General features: G+C 53.3%; 19 protein-coding genes. 6 read left to right on the top strand and 13 right to left on the bottom strand.

The window, feature by feature from the left end; genetic code table 11:
- Nucleotides 1-211: 211 nt before the first annotated feature.
- The gene (locus RJ38_RS12225) at nucleotides 212-1,009 is read left to right on the top strand and encodes a DUF4167 domain-containing protein (protein ID WP_039019157.1); all 798 of its coding nucleotides are present in this window, start codon (nucleotides 212-214) and stop codon (nucleotides 1,007-1,009) included.
- Nucleotides 1,010-1,098: 89 nt separating this feature from the next.
- Here the strand turns inward: RJ38_RS12225 and rsmA are convergent, their stop codons facing one another.
- The 6 genes from rsmA to lptF all read right to left on the bottom strand — a co-directional run bounded on the left by rsmA (nucleotide 1,099) and on the right by lptF (nucleotide 8,834).
- Nucleotides 1,099-1,953, bottom strand: coding sequence for a 16S rRNA (adenine(1518)-N(6)/adenine(1519)-N(6))-dimethyltransferase RsmA (gene rsmA / locus RJ38_RS12220; RefSeq protein WP_039019156.1), 855 nt, complete (start codon nucleotides 1,951-1,953; stop codon nucleotides 1,099-1,101).
- A 1-nt stretch (nucleotide 1,954) separates the two neighbouring features.
- On the bottom strand, nucleotides 1,955-2,959 hold the full coding sequence (pdxA, locus tag RJ38_RS12215; protein WP_039019155.1) for a 4-hydroxythreonine-4-phosphate dehydrogenase PdxA: 1,005 nt from the start codon (nucleotides 2,957-2,959) through the stop codon (nucleotides 1,955-1,957).
- The gene (locus tag RJ38_RS12210) at nucleotides 2,956-4,248 is read right to left on the bottom strand and encodes a peptidylprolyl isomerase (protein WP_156121854.1); all 1,293 of its coding nucleotides are present in this window, start codon (nucleotides 4,246-4,248) and stop codon (nucleotides 2,956-2,958) included. Before RJ38_RS12210 ends, pdxA begins: the two co-directional genes overlap by 4 nt.
- A gap of 121 nt (nucleotides 4,249-4,369) precedes the next feature.
- Entirely contained in the window at nucleotides 4,370-6,568 is a 2,199-nt protein-coding gene (locus tag RJ38_RS12205) for an LPS-assembly protein LptD (protein ID WP_052245362.1), read from the bottom strand.
- Nucleotides 6,565-7,713 carry an LPS export ABC transporter permease LptG gene (gene lptG, locus RJ38_RS12200; protein WP_039019154.1) on the bottom strand — a complete coding sequence of 383 codons (1,149 nt, stop codon included), beginning with the start codon at nucleotides 7,711-7,713 and terminating at the stop codon, nucleotides 6,565-6,567. Before lptG ends, RJ38_RS12205 begins: the two co-directional genes overlap by 4 nt.
- Nucleotides 7,710-8,834 carry an LPS export ABC transporter permease LptF gene (lptF, locus tag RJ38_RS12195; protein ID WP_039019215.1) on the bottom strand — a complete coding sequence of 375 codons (1,125 nt, stop codon included), beginning with the start codon at nucleotides 8,832-8,834 and terminating at the stop codon, nucleotides 7,710-7,712. Before lptF ends, lptG begins: the two co-directional genes overlap by 4 nt.
- Before the next feature lie 153 nt (nucleotides 8,835-8,987).
- Here lptF and RJ38_RS12190 point away from each other — a divergent pair, with 153 nt between their 5' ends.
- Nucleotides 8,988-10,460: a leucyl aminopeptidase gene (locus RJ38_RS12190; protein WP_039019153.1), complete on the top strand. Its 1,473-nt coding sequence runs from the start codon at nucleotides 8,988-8,990 to the stop codon at nucleotides 10,458-10,460.
- Nucleotides 10,461-10,475: 15 nt separating this feature from the next.
- A complete protein-coding gene (locus RJ38_RS12185) occupies nucleotides 10,476-10,934 on the top strand; it encodes a DNA polymerase III subunit chi (RefSeq protein WP_039019152.1) in 459 nt (152 codons plus the stop codon).
- A 27-nt stretch (nucleotides 10,935-10,961) separates the two neighbouring features.
- Here RJ38_RS12185 and RJ38_RS12180 read toward each other — a convergent pair whose 3' ends face one another.
- The 3 genes from RJ38_RS12180 to RJ38_RS12170 all read right to left on the bottom strand — a co-directional run bounded on the left by RJ38_RS12180 (nucleotide 10,962) and on the right by RJ38_RS12170 (nucleotide 14,488).
- Nucleotides 10,962-11,540: a retropepsin-like aspartic protease family protein gene (locus RJ38_RS12180; protein WP_039019151.1), complete on the bottom strand. Its 579-nt coding sequence runs from the start codon at nucleotides 11,538-11,540 to the stop codon at nucleotides 10,962-10,964.
- Nucleotides 11,541-11,662: 122 nt separating this feature from the next.
- Nucleotides 11,663-13,513 carry an ABC-F family ATP-binding cassette domain-containing protein gene (locus RJ38_RS12175; RefSeq protein ID WP_039019150.1) on the bottom strand — a complete coding sequence of 617 codons (1,851 nt, stop codon included), beginning with the start codon at nucleotides 13,511-13,513 and terminating at the stop codon, nucleotides 11,663-11,665.
- Nucleotides 13,514-13,564: 51 nt separating this feature from the next.
- Entirely contained in the window at nucleotides 13,565-14,488 is a 924-nt protein-coding gene (locus RJ38_RS12170; protein WP_039019149.1) for a LysR family transcriptional regulator, read from the bottom strand.
- Nucleotides 14,489-14,805: 317 nt separating this feature from the next.
- Between RJ38_RS12170 and ndk the strand changes: the two genes are divergently transcribed.
- Nucleotides 14,806-15,228, top strand: a complete 423-nt coding sequence (gene ndk / locus RJ38_RS12165) for a nucleoside-diphosphate kinase (RefSeq protein WP_039019148.1) — start codon at nucleotides 14,806-14,808, stop codon at nucleotides 15,226-15,228.
- Between the two features lie 96 nt (nucleotides 15,229-15,324).
- Here the strand turns inward: ndk and RJ38_RS12160 are convergent, their stop codons facing one another.
- Nucleotides 15,325-16,242 (bottom strand): MYG1 family protein, encoded by a 918-nt coding sequence (locus tag RJ38_RS12160; RefSeq protein WP_039019147.1) that lies wholly within the window; start codon nucleotides 16,240-16,242, stop codon nucleotides 15,325-15,327.
- A gap of 178 nt (nucleotides 16,243-16,420) precedes the next feature.
- Entirely contained in the window at nucleotides 16,421-17,569 is a 1,149-nt protein-coding gene (locus RJ38_RS12155) for an acyl-CoA dehydrogenase family protein (RefSeq protein WP_039019146.1), read from the bottom strand.
- Nucleotides 17,570-17,790: 221 nt separating this feature from the next.
- On the opposite strand from RJ38_RS12155, the gene RJ38_RS12150 reads away from it, so the two are divergent.
- Nucleotides 17,791-18,156, top strand: coding sequence for a Hint domain-containing protein (locus RJ38_RS12150; protein WP_238321692.1), 366 nt, complete (start codon nucleotides 17,791-17,793; stop codon nucleotides 18,154-18,156).
- Nucleotides 18,157-18,500: 344 nt separating this feature from the next.
- Nucleotides 18,501-19,427, top strand: a complete 927-nt coding sequence (locus RJ38_RS12140; RefSeq protein ID WP_202903885.1) for a DMT family transporter — start codon at nucleotides 18,501-18,503, stop codon at nucleotides 19,425-19,427.
- A 106-nt stretch (nucleotides 19,428-19,533) separates the two neighbouring features.
- Here RJ38_RS12140 and RJ38_RS12135 read toward each other — a convergent pair whose 3' ends face one another.
- Nucleotides 19,534-20,130, bottom strand: a complete 597-nt coding sequence (locus RJ38_RS12135) for a hypothetical protein (protein ID WP_039019144.1) — start codon at nucleotides 20,128-20,130, stop codon at nucleotides 19,534-19,536.
- A 90-nt stretch (nucleotides 20,131-20,220) separates the two neighbouring features.
- Complete coding sequence (gene tkt, locus RJ38_RS12130; RefSeq protein ID WP_039019212.1) at nucleotides 20,221-22,251, bottom strand: transketolase; 2,031 nt, start codon at nucleotides 22,249-22,251, stop codon at nucleotides 20,221-20,223.
- Between the last annotated feature and the right edge of the window lie 127 nt (nucleotides 22,252-22,378).

Genomic DNA, 22,378 nt, shown 5'->3' with positions numbered 1-22,378 from the left:
TTTAGGAAATTTTCACGATTTTACTTGTATTCATTTGGGGCACATGTGTAATATTTTCCTGCAGAGACAAGCGCCCTTAGGTGCTATGATCTGCAGTAAGCCAGAACATCGTTTAACCCGGTTGATGATAACCCCACGCAGGAAGCGCGGTTGAGGTAACGATATTGGAAATTTCAGGCCTAGCCCACCTTATGTTTAGCGAAGATCAAAAATGAGACCATCAAAACAACGTTCGCGTGGTAAGTCCAACCGCAATCGTAATACAAATTCCAATGGGAACAATCTGAACCGTGTTTTTGACAGCTCAGGTCCCGAAGGAAAAGTGCGTGGCACACCTCAACAAATCATTGATAAATACCAAGCTCTGACCCGTGACGCCCAGCTTGCGAATGACCGCGTCGCCGAGGAAAACTTTCAACAACACGCAGAACATTACGTGCGTTTGTTGGGGGATGCGACACGGGAAGCCGAAGCGCGCCGTTTGGAAGCCGAAGCGCGCCGTTTGGAACAAGAAGCCCAGCATCGCGAACGCCAGGCCCAACGTGACGCCCGCAATGAAAACCGTAACGATACGCGTCAGGACAATCGCAGCGAGGGGCGTACCGACGGACGCAATGAGGCCAGAACTGAAAACCGAAGCGAAAATCGTAACGAAAATCGGCCTGATAATCGCGCGGACAACCGCAACGCCGAACACCAAGCTGATGCGCCGCAACAGGTTGCTCCGATCACTGGCTCGATCACTGGCCCGGCCGATGTGATTGATCCATCCGACGCACCGCAACCGGAACTGCCGTCTTTCATCACGGATGCGCCGACCACGCTTGTGGATACGCCGGAAGGTGCTGAAAAGCCCGCCGCGCGCAAGCCACGTCGCCGCAAACCTGTTGCCATAGATGGGGAAGAGGGCGCCGTCGTCGAAGACAGCAAGCCCAAGCCGCGCCGTCGTGCTCCAAAGAAAGTCGCAGAAGAAGCGGTTTCTCCGGACAGCCCAGAAGCTGCGGAATAAAATTTAAAAAAACGCCCCGTCAGAATTTTTCGACGGGGCGTTTTTTTGTTCGGCCTGTTTGGATTGATCCAAACATATTTCCATACATGTTACCCTTGGCGCATATGAGGCGCAATTTGGCGGGCGAGGGCGCAGAAACCTTCGATGTCGATTTGTTCGGCGCGATCTGTGGGTTTCAGTCCGGCGGCTTCTATGTGCGCTTCCATATCTGGCACAAAATTCTTCAACGCGGACCGTAGCATTTTGCGTCTTTGATTGAAGGCCTGAGCGACCAGTCGGTTCATGACTTTTGGGTCGGCATCATACAAGGGCGTGTCGCGGCGTTTCAAATGCACAACGGCAGAATGGACCTTTGGCGGTGGCGTGAACGCTTCAGGGGGAAGTGACATCACCGTGTGACATTCGCATCTCCATTGTGCCAAAATACCAAGACGTCCCCAGGTTTTGCTGCCGGGTTGGGCTGTGATGCGTTGGGCAACCTCTTTTTGGAACATAAGCGTAAGGCTTTCCCAGAATGGTGGCCAATTTTCTGGCGTCAACCAGCGCACCAACAGTTCGGTGCCGACATTATAGGGCAGGTTGGCAACCACGCGCACGGGGCCTGTCAAATGCTGTGACACATCAAGTTCCAAGGCATCTGCATTGATGACCTCAAGCTTGCCGGGATAGGCGGCTTGGACTTCAGCCAAGGCGGAAATACAGCGTGGGTCTTTCTCAACCGCAAGCACTTTGCGCGCGCCTTCTGACAGCAAGGCACGGGTCAAGCCACCAGGGCCAGGCCCGATCTCAAGCACATCGCATTGCGACAAATCACCAGCGAAACGCGCGATTTTTGATGTCAGATTTAGGTCTAACAGAAAGTTCTGCCCAAGCGATTTTTTTGGCGCAAGTTCATGCGTTTCAATGACTTGGCGCAGCGGGGGAAGGTTGTCGATAGTGGCCATATTAGGCTTCTTTCACGTCTTGAATGCGGGCTGAACCCATTTTTGCTGCCAAGCGCAGTGCCTCAAGCGTCGATGCTGGATTGGCGATACCTTGGCCTGCGATATCAAAAGCGGTGCCATGATCGGGTGATGTGCGCACAAAGGGCAAGCCCAACGTCACATTGACACCGCGATCAAAATCAAGGGCTTTGATCGGGATCAGAGCTTGGTCATGATACATGCAAATCGCAACATCATAGGCGTCGCGCGCGCGCGCGTGGAACATGGTATCCGCGGGTAGAGGGCCGCGAATATCCATGCCCTCACTGATCAGTTTCTCAAGGGTTGGCGCGATCACATCCATGTCCTCGTGCCCCATAACGCCGCCTTCACCCGCATGTGGGTTAAGGCCGGCAATCGCAAGGCGCGGTGCATCAAGACCGAAATCTCGTTTCAATCCGGCATGGGTGATGCGGATAGTTGCCTCCAGCAGGGCCGGGGTCAATTGGGCGGGGACATCGGCCAAGGCGATATGAATGGTGACGGGAACGACGCGCAACAGGGGGGAAGCAAGCATCATCACCACGTTGTCGACGCCACCCAAATGCCCTAGAAATTCTGTGTGCCCGGGGAAGGCAAAACCGGCGCCGTCTTTAAGCGCTTTCTTATGAATCGGAAGGGTGCATATGCCGCTGGCTGCGCCGTCTTGGGCCAATTGAACCGCAGTTTCGATCGATTTTATGACGGCTTTGGCATGTGTGGGATTTGGTGTACCTGGGATCCTGGGTGCGCCAAAATCCATGTGCAACACGGGCAACCCATCAGGCATTGCTGCATTGGCTTGGCTTGGCGTATCGATGCGAATATGTGGCACGTTTCCAGGCAGATGGGTCGCGTCCCCAATCAGGAAAAATGCCGGGCCATCCTGCTGCAATTCCTGCCAAACGGTTTCTGCAAGCTCGGGGCCGATACCTGCGGGTTCACCACAGGTTAAGGCAATCGGAGCGCCATTGAACCTTGATGTCATGGTGCGATGGTGATCGTGGCGTCAGCGCGCAGTTCAGCAAGCAAGCTGTCGGCATATGATGCCAAGCGTTGTTGGCGAAGATTCGCACGGATGTCTTCGCGGGATGTGTCCTCAACAATGGCATTCACACGACCACAGAGCATCAAGAACACCAGTTCAGGTCCATTTTCACCTTGAACGGACAGGGCTGTTGAGTATTCGTTCTCGTCAAGGCGCGCCAATTCCAGCGCGATATCTTGTGGGATTTCATCAACCGCCAGCGTGTCGCGCTGCAACCGCGATGCATCCTGGCCAAGGTTTGTACCATATAGATCTTCACAGCTGTCGACACGATTGCCAATTTTTTGCGCCTCAGATAAGGCGGCTTCGGTGCGGCCACCGGGGATGAAATAACGTGCATATTCGATGGAAACGACTTCTGTTGCAGCAGCATCGGTTTCTTCGATTGCGCGCAACATGAACAGCGCGACAGCGCCGGGAACTTCGATCGGAGCGGTGATCTCACCCGGGGAAAGCGCCAAGACTTGGCTGCGAATTTGGGGCGGCAGGTTTCCGATAGGAAGCCAGTCAATACGTCCGCCACGACCACGTGATTGCGATGCAGATAGATTGCGCGCTTGGGCGGCAAAACCCGCGGCTGTGCTGGTGGTGCGACTGATACGCAAAGCTTGTGCACGGGCCTGATCGATTTGTTCTGGCGGGGCGGGAATAATAATTTCGGACAGCAGAACACGTACGCCGCCGCTGCCAGATGCGAGGGCCAGGGCGCGGTCGATTTCAGCTTCAGTGATCTGAACCCGTGGTGCGTAACGGCTGCCGACAAGTTCGCGCCAAGCGATACCTGAGGATACGAAATCGCGGAAGGTCTCGGGGGCAACACCTTCTTGACCGATGGCTGCGATGAATTGCTCACCTGTCAACTGTGCACGCCCTGCGAATTCATCCATACCAGTGGCGATTTGCGCATCGCTGACGGTGATCCCCGCAAGTTTTGAGGCTTGACGGCGCAGGCGATCATCGATGAGGCCTTTGATGGCTTCGGCTTCAATATCGCCCGGTTGACGCAGAAGGCGCAGAAAGGTGATCCGTTGACGAAGTTCATAATTGGTCACAACAGCATCGTTGACCGTGGCCGCAGGGGCAAACAGGTTTTGTGCGACCGCTGTCTGTGGAAGCGTGATCAAAGGCAGCGCCATGACGGCAGCCCCAAGGGCCAAAGCGCGGCTTTTGGCGAAGAATGATCTTGCGAATGTAACTGCCTGCGCGGATCTTTGCTGAATGACGTTCATGTTGTTGTCCATGTTCCGAGCCATTGCCCTTTACGTCGGTCATACGACCGGTTCTGATCTAGTTGGATCTTAAGGATCCAGTTGAATAGCGATGTTTCACGCATCTTTGCAAACCTTGTACCTAAGGACTGCACCGTCGTGCAAGAGCTCTGCGGCCCGTGTTTGCACCAAAGCCAGCGAGACTGACTGAAATGCCGTAATCTGTGGCTGGTTTCGTTGCCGCATTTGATGTGAAACGGCGCGATGCTGTGAAGGATACGTTGGTACATTCATTCCGGTATTCCAAGCCCAATCCAATCTTTGCAGCCCGATCATTGATGAAATCATAACGCCAATTGGCAGAGCCGCTCCATTGATCATTGAAATCATATTTCCCATCGAACGCCCATTCAGACGCTTGCGGACGGTTTTCGGCGGGGGCCGCTTCAATCCAAAGATATGAGGATCCAAGGGATATGCGATCATTGGACCAATTCACACGTGTTTCATTGCGAGAGAAATCCAGATGGTCATCAAATAAGGCACGGTTTGATAAAGTGAGGCCGTTTTTTAGTTGTACTTGCGCGGCCAGCAACCAATCAGAACTTGTGCCAGATAGGCCAGACCCAGAGGTGAAAGCTGCGTTGGATTGGTCACGATAGATACGCCCTGCGGCGAGTGACAGAGACCAACCACTTGGCGCTTGGCGGGTCCAGTTGAAACCAATGTTGCTGCGCAAACCTGTTTCCACACGATCAGATCCTGAGAAACGGCTGTCTGACCATAGATTGCCCTCGTCGAACTCAAGCAGGACAGAATCTTCATTTGGGAGGCCTGACCGATTGCTGTGGCTGTAGAACACTTGGACCACGGGTTCTAGCAAATGGGTTGCACCGGTCGTGGTTTCTTGGCGGATAAGGGGCCAACGCAATTCAGCACCAATCGTGCCCGTCCCGTATAGCCCGTCTTCTTCACCAGCAGCGGCGTCGCCAAATGCGTAGTAATCCAAGTCAGCGCCAGCCATTGTCGCAAAGACCATGCCGTTCTGTAAGGTGTGGCTGTTGCGCCAATCGACACGGGCACTTAGACGCGCGACATCGCGGCCGCTGATCCCGCGGATGTCGGAGCTTCTGTAATGTGTATGACCTTCAACCTGCCAGTCCAACGCGCCAGGAATCCAACTTGGTTCAGTGCGGCGATGTATCAGAAAGTTGCTGACGATTGTGGGGAGGGTGCTGTTGATTTCACCTGCACGTAAGGAATTGAAATGGATAAGTTCGGCACGCACGAATTTATCACGCCGGGCGCGAGTAACCGATATGTTGGATTCTAGGCGATCTTTGTCAGAAAACCCATAATCCAGCAAATACGCTCGGTCAGAGGTCGTTTCTATGTTGAACGCCAACTGATAATCACGTGGAAGTTCAAATTTTCCCTCTGCAAAAACATACCAGCGTTTCGATGTTTGTAGATCATCATCTGACCATGCGCTGTCGATTGTTATGTCGCCATTGCGAAACGCCTGCCGATACCGCGCCTCAAGGGTGCGCGTTCGTGAGGAGATCCAAGGGGTTAACGTCAGATCTTTATGGTCCCCGATGCGAATGAAATATGGCATTTGCAGCCCGGAACCCAGGCGAGACGAGGACCTAAATCGAGGCAATAAAAACCCAGTTGCGCGCTCTAACGTGGGGTCGGGCAAGCGCAGGCGGGGCAGCCAAAGAACTGGAACACCCTTGATGCGAAAGCTGGCATTGGTGAAATATAGCTGCTTTTCATTGCGATCATGCACAACTGAACGCGCCCGGATTTCCCATAAAGGCACGGGGTTCTGGGCGCAGGTCTGGCATGAGGTCACGACAGTATCGTTCATGCGGATATAACGGCCATTCACAAGACCAATTTCATTGGCGGCAAGCTGTAGCTGTTGTTCAAGCACGATGCGGGCCGACCGCAAAACACCATTGCGCAGGTCCGTCGACAGTTGCGCCGTATCTGCGAGGATGGTGATGTTTTCGCCCTCGGTCAGGCGCAGTGGTCCGACCAATGACAGTGCTTCGGTGCGTTTGTCATATTGCAGGCTTTCGGCCCGCAGGCGGACACCATTGTGGAAGATCTCAACATTGCCGGCTGCCACAAGCCCCGCTTGCCCGATAAGGCGCAAATCATCGGCGATCAAGCTGGCGTAACTTACCGTATTTGCCGCTGCGGTGGGACGCGCATTTGGGGGACTGGTTTGCGCATGTGATAGGGTCGCAAACAGGGTCAGACACAATGCAGATACACTGGCAAGGGCGAAGCATGCTCTGCGTGATGCAGTAATTTTCTTAGGCGGTGTCATCCGTCCTCCATATGCAACAAAAGCCCCATGGCCAATAGAATAGCCACAAGAGGTGGTGCCCAGGCCGCGAGCTCAATTGGGATATTCCCGTTTTCCCCAAGAACGCGTGCGAAATTGCGCAGGAAAAACAACGAGAAGCCAAGCAGAATCGCCATCAGAACCATGGGCCCGGTCTGACCAAGACGTGTGTGTCGCATGGTGAAACCCGCACCGACCAAAACCATCGCGACCAACATAAGCGGCAGGGCAAGTTCGGTGTGCAAAAACACGGAATGGGCACGGGCAGCAAAGCCCGCATTTTCCAGCTGAGCGATGAATTTTGGCAGCTCCCAGATTGGAATGGCCGAGGGTTCCGCAAAACTGTCTTGGATTTGTTCTTCTGTTAGGGTGGTGGGCAGGATCAGTTCTTGGTGAACATGTGAATCACGTTCGGGGTTGGCTGGGCGTCCGTCGCTTGTGGCCAAGGGCCAAAGCTTGGCGTTCGTTAACACCCAGCCGCCTGCACTTAGAATTGCGCTTTGTGCTTCGATCCTGCTCAAGGGCAGGCCATCCGCATTGAAATTGATGAAACTCACATGTTGTAAACTGGTGCCTGCGAGGCTTGCGGCTTGGGCGTGAATAACGGTTTGCAGAATACGCTGATCCGTTGTGGATGCGTTTTCTGGGGTGATTGCCGGGTTTCCTTGGCGCAACCAAAGCCCTTCGTCACTGATGGACAAAGTCGAAGCCGTGCCCACGCGCAGAACATTAACACGCCCGTCATAGGCCCCAGATGTGGCGGCAACAATGGGGTTGAAGACGGCGACAGCGATGACGCCAATGGCGAAAATCGCGATGACAGGTGCGGCGAGGGATCGCAAGGCAGAACGCCCGGCGGCCCGGCTGACGACAAGCTCACTGCTGCGCGCGAGGCCAAGGAAAAGCGCAAGTGTTGCCAAAATGGTAATGAGTGGCAGAATTTGATAGAGGGTCGTTGGGACATTCAGCAACGACAACACAAGGATCGCGCTGAAATCCAGATTAAGATCGCCAAATTTGCGCAATTGCTCTGCGACATCCACAAGCATGAGAATGCCCAAAAATACAAGGAATACAGCACCGAATGTGATCATGAAACGCTTGGCGAAATACAGATGCAGCTTCATGTTTGTGCCCTCGCACGGCGTTTGAACAGGGATGGGCGTTCTGAGATCCACAGTAGCAATGCAGACAAGGCAAGTCCCGCCAGAACGGGAAGATACATCAAAATCCAAAGTGTTTCGTCTTTGCGCGCAATGTCAGATGCGACGTTATCAAGGGCTTTTATCACCACCAAAAGCGCGACGGCCAAGATGATCTGACGCCATACACCGAAGCGGCTGAAGCCCCCCAAAAGCAAGCAGGAAAATCCAACAAGCGCGGTCACCATGGCCAAAAACGGTTGCGCGATGCGTTCATGCGCAGCGGATATGAACCACGCGCGGCTTGACCCAGTTTGCTGTAGTGCGCTGGGGTCTGCGCGCAGAAGGTCAAGCGTCGTTAATTCGTCTATACGGGGGCGACGGTTTCCAAAGTCACCGATCAAAGCACTGATGTCATAGGTGAAATCGGAAAATGATGTCGTCGTCAGGGTGTTTGTTTCACGGTTCAGTATTTGCGCCATGCCATCATACATCAAAAGCCGCGGTCCTTCCGCGGAGCGCAGCAAAAGCGCACGTCGTGCGGTATAGGTGGTTGGGCTGGCAGTATTGCGCCGGTCTGACAGGAAAAGGTCAACCATCTCGCCAGAGGGTTCAATCTCGCGGATGTATAAGGTCAGCCCTTCCGTTGGATGCAAAAAACGACCGTCGGAGAAAAATTTTGCCGAAATGTTTTGCGCAATATCGGCCTCGCGTTCGGCCAACTGCCGGGCGGCTGAGGGAACCAACACATGGGTCAATAGGGACAAAAACAGCGCGACCCCAAGGCCAAACATCATAACGGGGCGTGCCAATCGGAAGGACGAAAACCCGGTCGCTTGCACCACGACCAATTCGCTTTCACTGGCCAATCGGTTGATCGTATAAACCGTTGCGATGAAAGCTGAAATTGGCAAAACGATTTGAATAACGCTGGGCAAAGTGAGGGCCGAGAATTCCAAGAATACGGTTGCTGATTGCCCATCTGCGATCAATTGGTCAAACAACCCAACCGCTTTGTTGACCCAATAGACCATGACAAGCACCAGCGAAAAGAACCCGAACAGAACCATCAGCTGCGAAATCAAATATCGGTCGAATCGCGCCACATTGGCCCCTTTGGTTAACGCTTTGATCAGTCCGCAGAATATCGCAAATTCAATGCGGGTAAAACTGCTATCTGGTGTTTTAGGCGCAAGACCGCTAGCAAAGGGAAAACCATGTGATCTTTCATCACGGACTTCGACCACGGAGAGACCCCTATGACGACGCCCACAACAATTCATTTTCAAGAAACCGATATTGACGCAATCGCCACATTAGAAGGCCGCGTTGCGGTTTTTGTCGCAGAAGATGGCAAGCTTGATGCGACCGCGCGTCGGGTGAATCGTTTGACGAAAGGGGCCTTGGCGCGCCTGTCGGAAAGCGATGTATTTGAGGAAATGAAGCCTGGGTCAGCAATGCTAATGTCATTTCCCGCTGGGATGATGGCCGAGGCATTGGTTGTTGTGCGTCTGGGGCGTCGCCCCTCTGTTGAACTTGCGCGTAAAGCTGGCGTTGAGATCGCGAAACTGAAAGGCAAGGGCGCTTTGACGGTGCTTGGTGGCAATATCAATCGCGCGGAAGAGATTTCATACGGGATTGCTTTGCGGGATTATGCCTTTGACGTCTACCGTACTGATGATGGGGAAGCGCGCGACGAGACAAAGGGCGAGGTTACGATGATGGTCTCCAATCCTGAAGACGTCGCTCGTTCCGCAGCGCCTTTGGCCGCGGTTTCTGAAGGTGTGTTTTTCACGCGTGACTTGGTTAATGAACCGGCCAATGTGTTGACCACAGATGATTTCGCCGCACGTCTTGCCGCAATGCAAGAGATCGGCCTTGATGTTGAGATCTTGGAAGAAGACGAGCTGGAAAAACTGGGCATGCGTACGCTGTTGGCCGTGGGTCAAGGTTCTGACAGCCCCTCCAAAGTCGTTGTAATGCGTTGGAATGGTGGCGGTAAAGATGAAGCCCCCTTTGCACTTGTCGGCAAAGGCGTGGTATTTGACACGGGCGGTATCAGCCTGAAACCAGCCGCTGGCATGGAAGACATGACCATGGATATGGGCGGTGCTGGCGTTGTTGCCGGTGCCATGCGCGCGCTGGCGTTGCGCGGTGCCAAGACCAATGTCGTTGGTCTTGTTGGCTTGGTCGAAAACATGCCATCGGGCAGTGCGACGCGCCCTGGTGATGTGGTGAAATCCATGAAGGGTGACACGGTTGAGATCATCAACACAGATGCAGAAGGACGTTTGGTTTTGGCCGATGTGCTTTGGTATGCCCAGGAACGGTTTCAGCCACGCGGCATGATCAATCTGGCGACGTTGACTGGCGCTGTGATTGTCGGCTTGGGGCATGAAAACGCTGGTGTGTTTTCCAACAATGATGCGTTGTGTAAGGCTTTCCTGAAGGCCGCTGAAACCGAGGGCGAGGGCGCTTGGCGTCTGCCTTTGTCGCCGGCCTATGACAAACTTTTGAAAAGCAAAATTGCGGATATGCGCAATTCTTGTGGTCGTGCGGCGGGCTCTATCACGGCGGCGCAATTCCTGAAACGGTTTGTGAAAGACGAAACCCCTTGGATCCATTTGGACATCGCAGGCGTTGCGGCGACCACCACGGAAACCACCTATGCGCCCAAGGGTGCGTCCGGTTGGGGTGTGATGGCGCTTAGTCGCTTGATGGATGAAGTATAAGCTGTAAGGCGCTGAATGAGCTCTATTTTCTTTTACCACCTGACGGAAAGTCCGCTTGAAACAGTCTTGCCGATCCTATTGGGCAAGGCGCGTCAAGCGGGCTGGCGCATCGCTGTGCGTGGGCGTCATGACGCTATGATGCAGGTGCTGGACACACGTCTTTGGCTGGGTGACCCAACATCCTTTATTCCCCACGGATTGGCCGGGGGTGCGCATGACGCGTCGCAACCGATATTGTTGGGTACCGGCATGGATATCGCTAATGATGCCCAATGCTTGATGTCTGTGGGTCGTGCGGATGTGATGCCGGAAGAAGTTGCAAAGCTTGAACGGGCGATGATCTTATTTGATGGATATGACCCAGAGTCCGTATCCCATGCGCGGACCCAGTGGAAGCTGATGACCGGCGCGAAAATTCCCGCGCAATACTGGGCCCAAGAAGATGGGCGCTGGGTGAAAAAGGCTGAAGGCTAACATCGGGATCATGTGTTTCGCACGGTGTTAACGCACGAGACGCATCATGCCTTGGGCGATTTCGATTTTGCTGAAACGGTTCAGATACCGCATGCCAAGCAGGGACCCAGGCATCGGGCCATCATTGACCCAAACTTGCAAATCACGATCAGTGAGCCCTTCAAAACGGACCTCAGACACGCGTGTTGCAGCGGTGCGCACGGGCCCGTTGGCCGTGTAAGCTTGGCCCAAATAGGCAAGCTCATCTGGGTTTAGACCGATGCGCCGGGCATCTTCGCGGGTGAGAACAACTTCGGTTGCGCCGGTGTCGATGGTGAAATCGACGGCAACCCCATCTAGGAAAAGGCGGGCGTAGAAATGACCATCGCGATGGCGCGGGATTTCAATGCTGCCGTTGTCTGTGATGGATTGTTTCAAAATCGTGTCGCGCCGGACATCTTCCCAGAGGCCAACCGCCGCGATGGCACCGACAAAAATTAGCCCCCAGATGGCAGCATATTGTGCATTTTTCCCACGTGATACGCGATTCTGGGCCACATACCAGCCGCCAATCGCCAAGATCAACATGCCGAGGTAAACGAGGCGCGCAATGTTATCACCGCTCATGAGTTTTCCTTTATGGTCTCAATGCCAAAGGTGATTTTTTGTTGAGACAATTGCAAGGGAAACCTCAATCCGTCTTGGGCCAAACCTATATTAGGCCCAACCCATATTAGGCCCAACCCATATTAGGATTGAGCTTTTTCCAGCTTGTCCTGTGCCTTAAGCCAAAGTTCCTCGGCACGTTCCAAAGCTTGCCGCAATTCGCCGTATTTCTTTTGAAACACTTCGTATTCTTTGGCGCGTTCCGGGGCATACATCGCTGGATCTGCCAGTTTTGCGGTCAATTTCTTTTCCATCACTTGCAGTTTTTCAAGACGCTCTTCAGATTTACGAACCTCTGAACGTAACTCTTTAATACGTTCTTGAGACGCCTTTTTCGGTGCGGCTTTAGCGGCCTTCTTATCTTTGACAGGGGCCTCGCGTTGCAACAGGAACTTGCGATAGCTTTCCAGATCGCCTTCATAGGGCGTGACGCGCCCGCCAGAGACAAGCCAGAGGCGATCGGCCACAAGGCCAAGCAAATGCATGTCGTGGCTGACCAAAATCACCGCGCCGGAATAGGCGGTGAGAGCTTCCACAAGGGCTTCGCGACTTTCGATATCAAGGTGGTTGGTCGGCTCATCCAAGATCAACAGATGCGGTGCATCGATTGTGGCAAGCATCAGCGACAAACGCGCTTTTTGGCCACCCGAAAGACGGCTAACTTGGGTGTCGGCTTGTTCGACGCCAATGCCAAAACCGCCAAGACGCGCGCGTAGGCGGGCCGGGGTTTCGGATGGGCGCAGACGCTGAACGTGTTCAAGCGGCGTCTCGTCGATGAAAAGTTCGTCAACCTGGTGCTGCGCAAAATACCCGATACGCAGCTTGCTGGAGCAAACCATATCCCCGACTTGCACATTAAGACGGCCAGATAACAGTTTGGAAAGTGTGGATTTTCCTTCGCCGTTCTTGCCCAAAAGTGCAATGCGGTCATCTTGGTCGATGCGCAGGTCAAGCTTAGATAGGATCGGCGTGCCACCATAACCAACCGCGCCATTTTCAATGTTGATAATGGGGGGGGAAAGCTCTTCGGGTTTTGGGAAGGTGAACCGCTTAAGCGCGGCTTCCTGCGGGGTGGTGATCGGTTGCATTTTGGCGATCATTTTCAGACGCGATTGCGCCTGCACAGCCTTTGACGCTGTCGCGCGGAAACGGTCAACGAATTTCTGCAAATGGGCGCGGCGGGCATCTTGTTTCGCGGCCTCAGATTCAGCGGCCAAAAGGCGTGCGGAACGGGTCGCGGCGAAGGTGTCATAATTGCCCTGATAGAAGGTCAACTTCTTGTCTTCTAAGTGCAAAATCCCGCCAACCGCACGGTTGAGCAAGCCACGATCGTGGCTGACGATGATCACGGTGTGGGGATAGCGGGCTAGGTAATGTTCCAGCCACAAAGCGCCCTCAAGATCGAGATAGTTGGTCGGCTCATCGAGCAGCAAAAGATCAGGTTGCGAAAACAGAACCGCAGCCAAAGCCACACGCATGCGCCAACCGCCAGAAAAGGCGGAACAAGGCTTTAGCTGGGCTTCGGGGTCAAAACCAAGGCCACGCAGAATGGAAGCGGCGCGCGCTTCGGCAGACCAGGCGTCTATATCAGACAGGCGCATCTGGATTTCGGCGATGCGATTGGGATCTTTGGCGGTATCAGATTCGGCCAACAGCGACGCGCGTTCTGTATCGGCAGCTAAAACCGTATCGATCAAATTGGTTTCCGATGATGGAACTTCCTGGCTGATGCCCCCAATACGTGCACGTTTGGGCAGGGAAACAGCACCGCCTTCAAGGGGCATTTCGCCGTATATCACCTTGAAAAGAGTGGTTTTTCCCGTGCCATTTCGCCCGACAAGGCCAACTTTGTGGCCCTCAGGAATAGTGACGCTTGCGTTCTCAACCAGCGTGCGGCCGGCGACGGAATAGGTGATATCTTCGAGTTTTAACATGGGGTGGGTTTGCCGCAAGTCCCGCCCCGGGTCAATGCGGGAATATTCTTGCTATATAGTGACCTTATCAAGATTGGCGTCATTGCATTCGCGAAACAGCTCGACCAGCCATTGCAGGCAGGGCATGTTGCTTTTGCGTTTGCTCCAGCCGATGTAATGCTGGATTTTCGGAACCGTCAGTGGAGCAGGAATTGGGGCAACCGCAAATTCAGAGAAGGTTGAAGTCCGCATTGCTAGGCTTGCGGTCGCAAGAATGTCGGTACCCAAAGCCAGATCTGCGTAGGAAGAGAAGTTATTTACAATAAAGCGGAACTTACGCGGAGGGTAACCTTGTTCTCGAAGGGCTTTATCAACAAGCCCGATCGTAGCGTGACGGTCAGTATAACTGATGAACTCTGAAGAAATAAGTTCTTCCACTGTTTCAGGCGCAGATCGGATCGTGGGATCATAATACACCACGACTGGATATGAGTGCAGGACGTGGCGTTCAATCGAGGGGCTGTCAGGCAGATTTGCGCCCACGAATATATCAATGTCATCATGCAATCGCTGCAGACAGTTTTCACGATCATAGGTGCGATAACAGAAGGCCGCGTTTGGCGCGCGTTCACGGAATTTGGCGGGCAATCCAGCGTAGGGGCCCTTCAGTTCGGCCGTTGCTCCCATAATATTGAACGACCGATCAGATGTCAGGGGATCAAAAACCGTCGCGCGCGCAATGTTTTTCAGATCATCCAGCATCGGGACAGCCGTATCAGCGATGCTTTGACCGATCGCGGTTAAGTGCATTTTGCCCCCGGTACGCACCAGTAATGGGTCATTGAATCCACGGCGCAGTTTCTCAAGCGCATAACTGGCGGTGGGTTGACTGATATTCAAGTTCCGGGCCGCTTCGCTGACACTCTGGGTCTCGGCTATCATCGTAAACACGCGTATATCCTGTAGGGACAACGCAAACAAATTAACATTTTCCATACTACATATTAAATCAATTTGGATTTTAATTTCCAGCAAAATCGTCTAAATTGAACAAGTTAATCTTGTCGTACACCTGTCCGGGTGTCCCCATTCCAAAACGATAGGCTTGCAGCATGTAACGAGTAGTGACCCATAGTATTCGGGGTCTATGGGTCATTTAACCGTTAAACGCGCAAAACAGTCTCTTGTATCCGTTATTGTTGCTTTGGGGCAAATCGAGGGCTTTTCCGCACGGCATTTGCATGTTAAGCGGCGGGCAATAGCGCGTGGGGCATGGAGCCTTGCGCAGAAACCCTGTTTTGAAAGAGACCGACATGGCCCTTGAACGCACTTTTTCCATCGTGAAACCAGACGCTACCAAACGCAACCTAACCGGTGCAATCGTTGCAAAATTCGAAGCAGCTGGCCTGCGCGTTGTCGCATCTAAGCGTATTCAGTTGTCTTTGGCACAAGCACAGCAATTTTATGGTGTTCACTCTGAGCGTCCATTCTTTGGCGAACTCTGCGAATTCATGATCTCTGAGCCAATCGTTGTTCAGGTTCTTGAAGGTGAAGACGCAATCGCGAAGAACCGCGAAGTTATGGGCGCAACCAACCCAGCAGACGCAGCTGAAGGCACAATCCGTAAAGAATTCGCGCTGTCCATCGGCGAAAATTCAGTTCACGGTTCAGATGCTCCAGAAACTGCAGCAGAAGAAATCGCGTTCTTCTTCTCCGGTCTTGAGCTGGTTGGCTAATTTGCCCTAGGCAAATATCTGAATAAAAAATCCCCCGTATGGATCACCATGCGGGGGCTTTTTGTGTTTCGGCCAAATTAATCTGGAATATTGATGTTACGCAGCTTCGCGCACGGCGATTGCCGCCATTTCCATGATTGCTTCACGGCTGTTCGCAACCGCTATGAAGCGGGCGTTGTGGCAGAATTTAGCACCCTTAACGCCGCTGGCCTCTTCCAAAGCCGCATCGGTCAAACCGGCCCAAGCCGCAGGCAGGTCTGCGCGCTGTTCAAACGTATCATGGGACAGTTTGATGCCTGTTATGGTCCAATCGTCGCCTCGCGGCACAACCAAAAACAACATGTGATCGGCTTCGGCTTCATCCAAGGCAGACCGGTAGGGCATGCCCATGGGCAGTTCCAGAATGGGCGAGGGGCCAGCCGCTGCAATCGCATCCATCACGATGTTTTTGGCACGTGATTTGGCGGCAAGGTTTTTGATCTGCGCTTCGATGAAACTTTGGGCGATTGGCATGGCCGACAGGAAGGCATCATCATCGGCGGTGGGGGACGTGTCATCAAAGACCGGCTTTAAGCTGCCCAAAAGCGAGGGCAGGGTCAAGATTGACAGGGGGCCAGCAACCGAAGGTTCCATCGCGCCATTGTCCAGCAGATCAATCGGTAAGACGAATTTCTTATCAAAGGAGGCGTGGATGGTTTCGATGTCATCTTCTGGGACATCCATGAATTTCAAGAAATCGCGGCCATAATGCGCCCAAATCAACCCAAAAGAACTGAAAGGTTGTTCGTCCTCACGCAGAGGGCTGGGGCGCTGGTGGTGGTCAAAGATCTGCGCCTCGGCGTTATAATCCCCGCCCACGTCATAGATGATTTTCCCAGCACCCGGTGTGATCCAGTCGCGGTCGCGTGTCCGTACCAATTGTGCCTGCGGGAATAGACGTGACAGCACAGCGGACGACAGCAGCTCATCCGCATGAAAACCGCCGGAATGGGTGACAAGATGGGTGATGGTCATAAGGACATTCCTGAGGTGTGGTTGATAGAGAAGACCGAAAGCGCCTGCATTTGCAGGCCTCCCTTAGCCGTTTCGCAAAGCTCTGCGGGTAGATCAAGTTTAAAGTGCGGGAAATGCGATTTACATGGGGTCACAGGCTGTTGCCACCTCGCGGCCCCGTTCTAACCATCGGGCACACTTATGACTGCTTTAGTCTGCGTATCATCGCTTTTGCGATGATGATCTTTTGGATCTCGCTTGTGCCCTCATAGAGGCGGAACAGGCGCACATCCCGATAGAAACGCTCAATTGGATAGTCAGCCATATAGCCTGCACCGCCAAATATCTGCACGGCACGATCGGCAACGCGCCCGACCATTTCGCTGGCATAAAGCTTACAGCATGACGCAAGCATTCCCGTATCTTCCCCATCATCGCGTTGGCGCGCCGCATCGCGGATCATGCTTTCCGCCGCATAAATTTCGGTCTGACTTTCTGCCAGCATCGCCTGCACCAGTTGAAATTCCGCAATGGGTTTGCCAAATTGCTGACGTTCAACGCTATAGCGCAAGGCTTCATCCATCAGGCGCCGCGCGGCGCCTGCGCAAATGGCTGAAATATGCAGACGCCCCTTATCAAGCGTGCGCATCGCAGCGGTAAACCCGGTGCCTTCCTGACCGCCAAGAAGGGCATCATCGGGCACAAAACAATCATCAAGGATCACATCCGCCGTATGGGCACCTTTTTGCCCCATCTTTTTGTCCCAAGCCCCAACAGACAAGCCCGTGCTGTCGGCTTCCACAAGAAAACAGGACACGCCTTTTGCGCCTGCTCCGCCCGTACGTGCCATGACCGTAAACAGGCCGGCTTCGGGTGCGTTTGTAATGAACCGCTTGGTGCCGTTCAGGACGTATCCACCATCGGTTTTACGCGCGCTGGTTTTGACCGATGCCGCATCCGACCCCACGTCGGGTTCTGTCAGTGCGAAAGATCCGATCAGATCGCCGCTGGCCATGGGGGGCAGATATGTTCTGCGCTGATCATCGGTGCCGCCGAAAATGATCGCTTGGGATCCGATGCCGATGTTCGTACCCGCCAAGGATCGAAACGCGGGAGAGGCTTGCCCCAAGATCATTGCGACCTCGACCTCATCTGTCATGCTTAGGCCAAGACCGCCAAATTCCTCAGGGATCGACAGGCCGAACAAGCCCAGATCTTTCATCTGTGACACGATGGTGTCTGGGATTTGATCGGTTTCAGAGACTTCGGCCTCTGCTGGGATCAGCACCTCGTTTACGAATTTCTGAGTCGTATCAAGGAACAATGTACGGGTTTCAGGGTCAAGCATTGTCAGATCTCCTGTGGTGCAAAAAGGGGCGTTGCATCGGCGCTATAGGCTTCTTCGCCTGTCATCAAGCATTCCTTAACCTTCGGTCACAAATCGTTAGGGTTTCGCATCAATGCACCAACCCATCGGCTTGCTGCCATCTGATCCCGTGGCTGAAGCGCTGTGTCGGCGAAATTCGGAATGCGTTTTGAAGTCAACCGCGCCCCCTTAGGTTGACAGCCGTGCGTCAACGTAAAGCGCGCCACGTTTGGTATATTCGAGATCCGTTTCAACATGATATGTTGCCCCATGGCAACGAAGCGTTGGTGCCTGCGAAACATATGGTGAATGACGTCAATATTCTGCGCAAACCTGGGGGGATGGTGGAATATTTCCATATGATGTTCGATACGCATCAGATCGTCTTTGCCGAAGGGGCGCTGTCAGAAAGCTTTCACCCGGGGGCGGCTTCAATGGAAAGCGTTTCTGAGGCCAGCAGGCGGGAGATCTACGAATTATTTCCTGAGCTTGAGCAGGATTGTCAAAGCTATGGCCACAGCGCACGCCCCAGCTTGAAGGGCTATGAAGCGCGCGTTCTCATGGCGTGATCTGAACTGTAAGCTTGGTCAGCCGGGTCGGGTTTTCAGCCCGTTCCGGTTTCGTTTTGGGGCGTGCTATTGGGCACTAGCTGAACGCCGAGGTGCTAAGATCTGGAAACTGCGGGTATACTGCAATTGGATGCTCACCTGATGTGGCAAGGGCCAATTGCGGTGCTTGGCAAGGTTCCAGATATATATGAAAATTCCTGTTCTGATCTTGGCCAATATTCCGAAGTGAATCCAAGGGTTTGCGACTATTTTGGAAAAGTGACCAATCCCTTTGCGCAAGAAACGGGTTGGATGAGGCGCGCTGTTCAAGCAAGCGTTAGTAGGCCTTACAGGAAAGAATTCTGATGAAGAATGCGACGATACAGAACCTGACGAAATCGAACATGATGGATATGAAATCAATAGCCTTACTGCTGACTTTGGCGGCGGTCTGGGGCGGGTCGTTCTTTTTTGCGGAAGTGGCTTTGCGAGAGGTTCCCCCCATGACGATCACCCTGCATCGTGTGTTCTGGGCTCTGCCGATGTTGGGTGTGCTTGTCTTATTAAAACGCATTCCAATTCCCAGAAATCCCCGCATTTGGTGTGCCTATCTTGGGATGGGGGCATTGAACAATGCCATCCCATTTTCGCTTATTTTCTGGGGACAACAGCAGATTGAAAGCGGCATCGCGTCGATTCTAAACGGCACGACGGCGATGTTTGGCGCTGTGGTGGCTGGGTTGCTTTTGGTGGATGAACCGCTGACACGTAACAAGATCGCAGGCGCGTTGATCGGTCTCGCGGGTGTGGCGTTCATCATGGGGCCAAAGGCTTTATCCGGCCTCAACCCCAGCAATCTTGCGCAATTGGCGGTGATCCTTGCGGCACTGTCTTATGCGTTTGCCAGCGTATGGGGCAAAGTCATGTTGGCCGGGCAGCCGCCCTTGATGAATGCATTTGGCATGGTCACAGGCAGCACGGTCTTGATGATCCCGATTGTGATCCTTACGGATGGCGTGCCTGACTTTGGCCTATTGGCCCCAACCTGGGGCGCGTTGTTTGGCATTGCGACCCTGTCCACAGTGCTGGCCTATGTGTTGTATTTTGCGATCTTAAAGCGGGCGGGGGCGGCGAACTTGATGTTGGTTACGCTGTTGATTCCGCCTTTTGCGATTGCCTTAGGCGCGTTGTTCTTGGGCGAGGTGGTCGCACCGGCAGCCTGGATCGGCTTTGGTATCATCGTAGTTGGATTTGCAGTGACGGATGGGAGAGTTTTTTCCTTTATCCGCTAGGCGCAGTGGTCTGCTTTAACTTTTGGAATATTCACAATTTCTCTGGAGAATTAGGAGATATTAGAGGGAACGGAAGTACATATACAACAGTGCTGTATGCCTGATGCTATGTACCCCAAGACCAAAAATAGAACTCTGTGCTACGCTGGCCATGGGAAACTTCCACTGAAGATATGACCTTAGTACGAAAACCATCCCTTACCAGATACTCAGTCGTGCCAGCGTACCCTTCAATTCGTCGTTTTGAGTAGCCAAGTTGCTCACCTGTTGAAAAGACAAGGTCATATAGCTCGCGTTCTTGTGCAGATCCCAACCCGCGAGATGTGTTGACGCCTAGGCCATTAATACTGATATGGCAGCTGCCCGAAGTTTCATAAGTAAGAGAGATCGATTGACGTGAGGTGTTGCTGAAAAAACCGACGGGGGCACCCTCAATAGAATAGGTGTTTCTTAAGGGCTGTTTTTTGTATCCGATTCGCGTGATTGGTGGATTTGACTTTCCTCGCGTGGCAGCGAGGCATTGGCGGGTCAGATAGGCCACTTCCTCATTGAAATTTATTTGGGTGTTCTGCGCGGGAGTTGAGCTTTGCGTACCAGAGGAATTTTCGATCGTTTGAAGTTTCGTATCCAAAGGGGAATCTGTTGTTCGATTGCAGGCTGAAAGTAAAATGGCGGAAAATAAAGCGGCGCGTGAAAGTTTCATGTCATCTTCTCAAATAGTTTTGCATAATAAAAATATAAAACGGCCCCTAAAAACGAGGGGCCATTTTAAAAAATAGTGAGATTTAACTGCTTACAGCAGATCTTTCACCTTTTGGGCAACAGCTTCGGCGGTGATGCCGAATTGTTCGTATAGAACGTTTGCTGGGGCGGAGGCGCCGAAACCTGTCATGCCGACGAAACCAGCTTTGGTGGATTTTCCGCGCTCACCTGTGAGCCATTTGTCCCAAGGTTGCTGAACCGCGGCTTCCACGGCGACACGCACTGGGCCGCCCGGAAGAACGCGTTTGCGATAGGTTTCTTCTTGAGCTTCAAACAGTTCCATACATGGCATGGAAACCACGCGTGTACCGATGCCTTCGGCTTGTAAAATGTCACGGGCTGCAAGGGCGATTTCGACCTCAGAACCGGATGCCATGATGATCGCCTGACGTTTGTCGTCGGCATCTGCCAGAACATAAGCGCCCTGTGACACAAGGTTTTTTGTCTTATGTTCTGTGCGCACGGTTGGCAGGTTTTGGCGTGACAGAACCATGACCGATGGGGTCGTGGTTGTTGTGACAGCCATTTCCCAAGCTTCTGCGGTTTCCACGGTGTCGGCCGGACGGAACACCCAAGTGTTTGGGGTTGCACGACAAATTGCGAGATGTTCAACCGGTTGGTGGGTTGGGCCATCTTCGCCAACGCCAATGCTGTCATGGGTCATGACAAAGACAGTCGGGATCTGCATCAAAGCCGCCAGACGCATGGACGGGCGCGCATAATCGGTAAAGCAGAAGAATGTACCGCCATAAGCGCGCATGCCGCCATGCAGAACCATGCCGTTCATCGCAGCTGCCATACCATGTTCACGGATGCCCCAGTAAACGTAACGACCGCCACGGTTTTCAAGGTCAAACATGCCAAGGGTTTCGGTCTTGGTGTTGTTTGATCCGGTCAAATCGGCAGAACCGCCAACGGTTTCAGACATGATCGGGTTGATCACTTCCAAAGCCATTTCGCTTGATTTACGGGTCGCAATTTTGGGCTGCTCTTCGACGATCTTCTTCTTCAGACGTTTGATCGCTGAGGACAGCTGCTTTGGTGCCTCAAGCGCATAAACGCGGTTGAATTCAGCTTGTTTGCGTTCAGATACAGATGCGAAACGTTCCAGCCATTCCATGCGGTCCGCGGCTCCGCGGGATCCGATGATTTCCCACTGGGATTTGATGTCAGCAGGGATGACAAATGCGTCGTGGTCCCAACCCCAAGCTTCCTTGGCGGCTGTCATCAGCTCAGGTGCGGTCAATGCGCCGTGGCCTTTGGATGTGTCTTGCGCGGTGGTGCCCAAAGCGATGTGGGTTTTACAAGCAACAAACGCAGGTTTGCCGGTGTTCTTGGCTTCTTCAATCGCACGGTCAATGTCAGCCGGATCATGGCCGTCACATTCATGTGTAGACCAGCCAGATGCTGAGAAACGCTTGGTTTGATCTGTGATGTCAGACAGGGACACTTTGCCATCGATGGTGATGTCGTTGTTGTCCCAAAGCACGATCAATTTGGACAGTTTATGACGACCCGCAAGACCAATGGCTTCTTGGCTGATGCCTTCCATGAGGCAGCCGTCGCCCGCGATCACATAGGTGTGGTGATCAACGATCTTCTTGCCGTAATTCGCGCGCTGAATTTCTTCTGCCATGGCGAAACCAACAGCGTTTGCAATGCCTTGGCCCAGGGGACCTGTGGTGGTTTCAACGCCAGACACGTGACCATATTCCGGGTGACCGGCGGTGATCGCACCCCATTGACGGAAGTTTTTGATCTGATCCAAAGTCACGTCTTCGTAACCGGTGAGATGCAGCAGAGAATAGATCAGCATGGATGCGTGACCACCAGATAGGATAAACCGGTCGCGGTCAGGCCAATTTGGCGCGCTTGCATCAAATTTCAGGTGCTTTTCAAACAGCACAGTTGCCACATCGGCAAGACCAATTGGCGCACCAGAGTGACCAGAGTTAGCAGCGGCCACGGCATCCAGTGCCAGCGCACGAATGGCGGTCGCTTTGTTCCAGTGGTCAGGGTTCGCTGTTTGAAGAGCGGCGATATCCGTTGGCTGAGTTTCCAAGGCATGATCCTTTGGCGTTATAAAAAGCAGATGCTTCCTCATATCAGTCCGGGGTGTGATTTCAAGGCGTGGATGGGCTTCTAGCCCCCTTAAACCGCCAAGATGGCGCGATTGAGCGCCTGAAAAG

This window comes from Halocynthiibacter namhaensis (assembly GCF_000812685.1).
GTDB lineage: Bacteria > Pseudomonadota > Alphaproteobacteria > Rhodobacterales > Rhodobacteraceae > Halocynthiibacter > Halocynthiibacter namhaensis.
The sequence above is the reverse complement of the archived record's forward strand: the minus strand, read 5'-3'. Positions and strand labels throughout refer to the sequence as shown.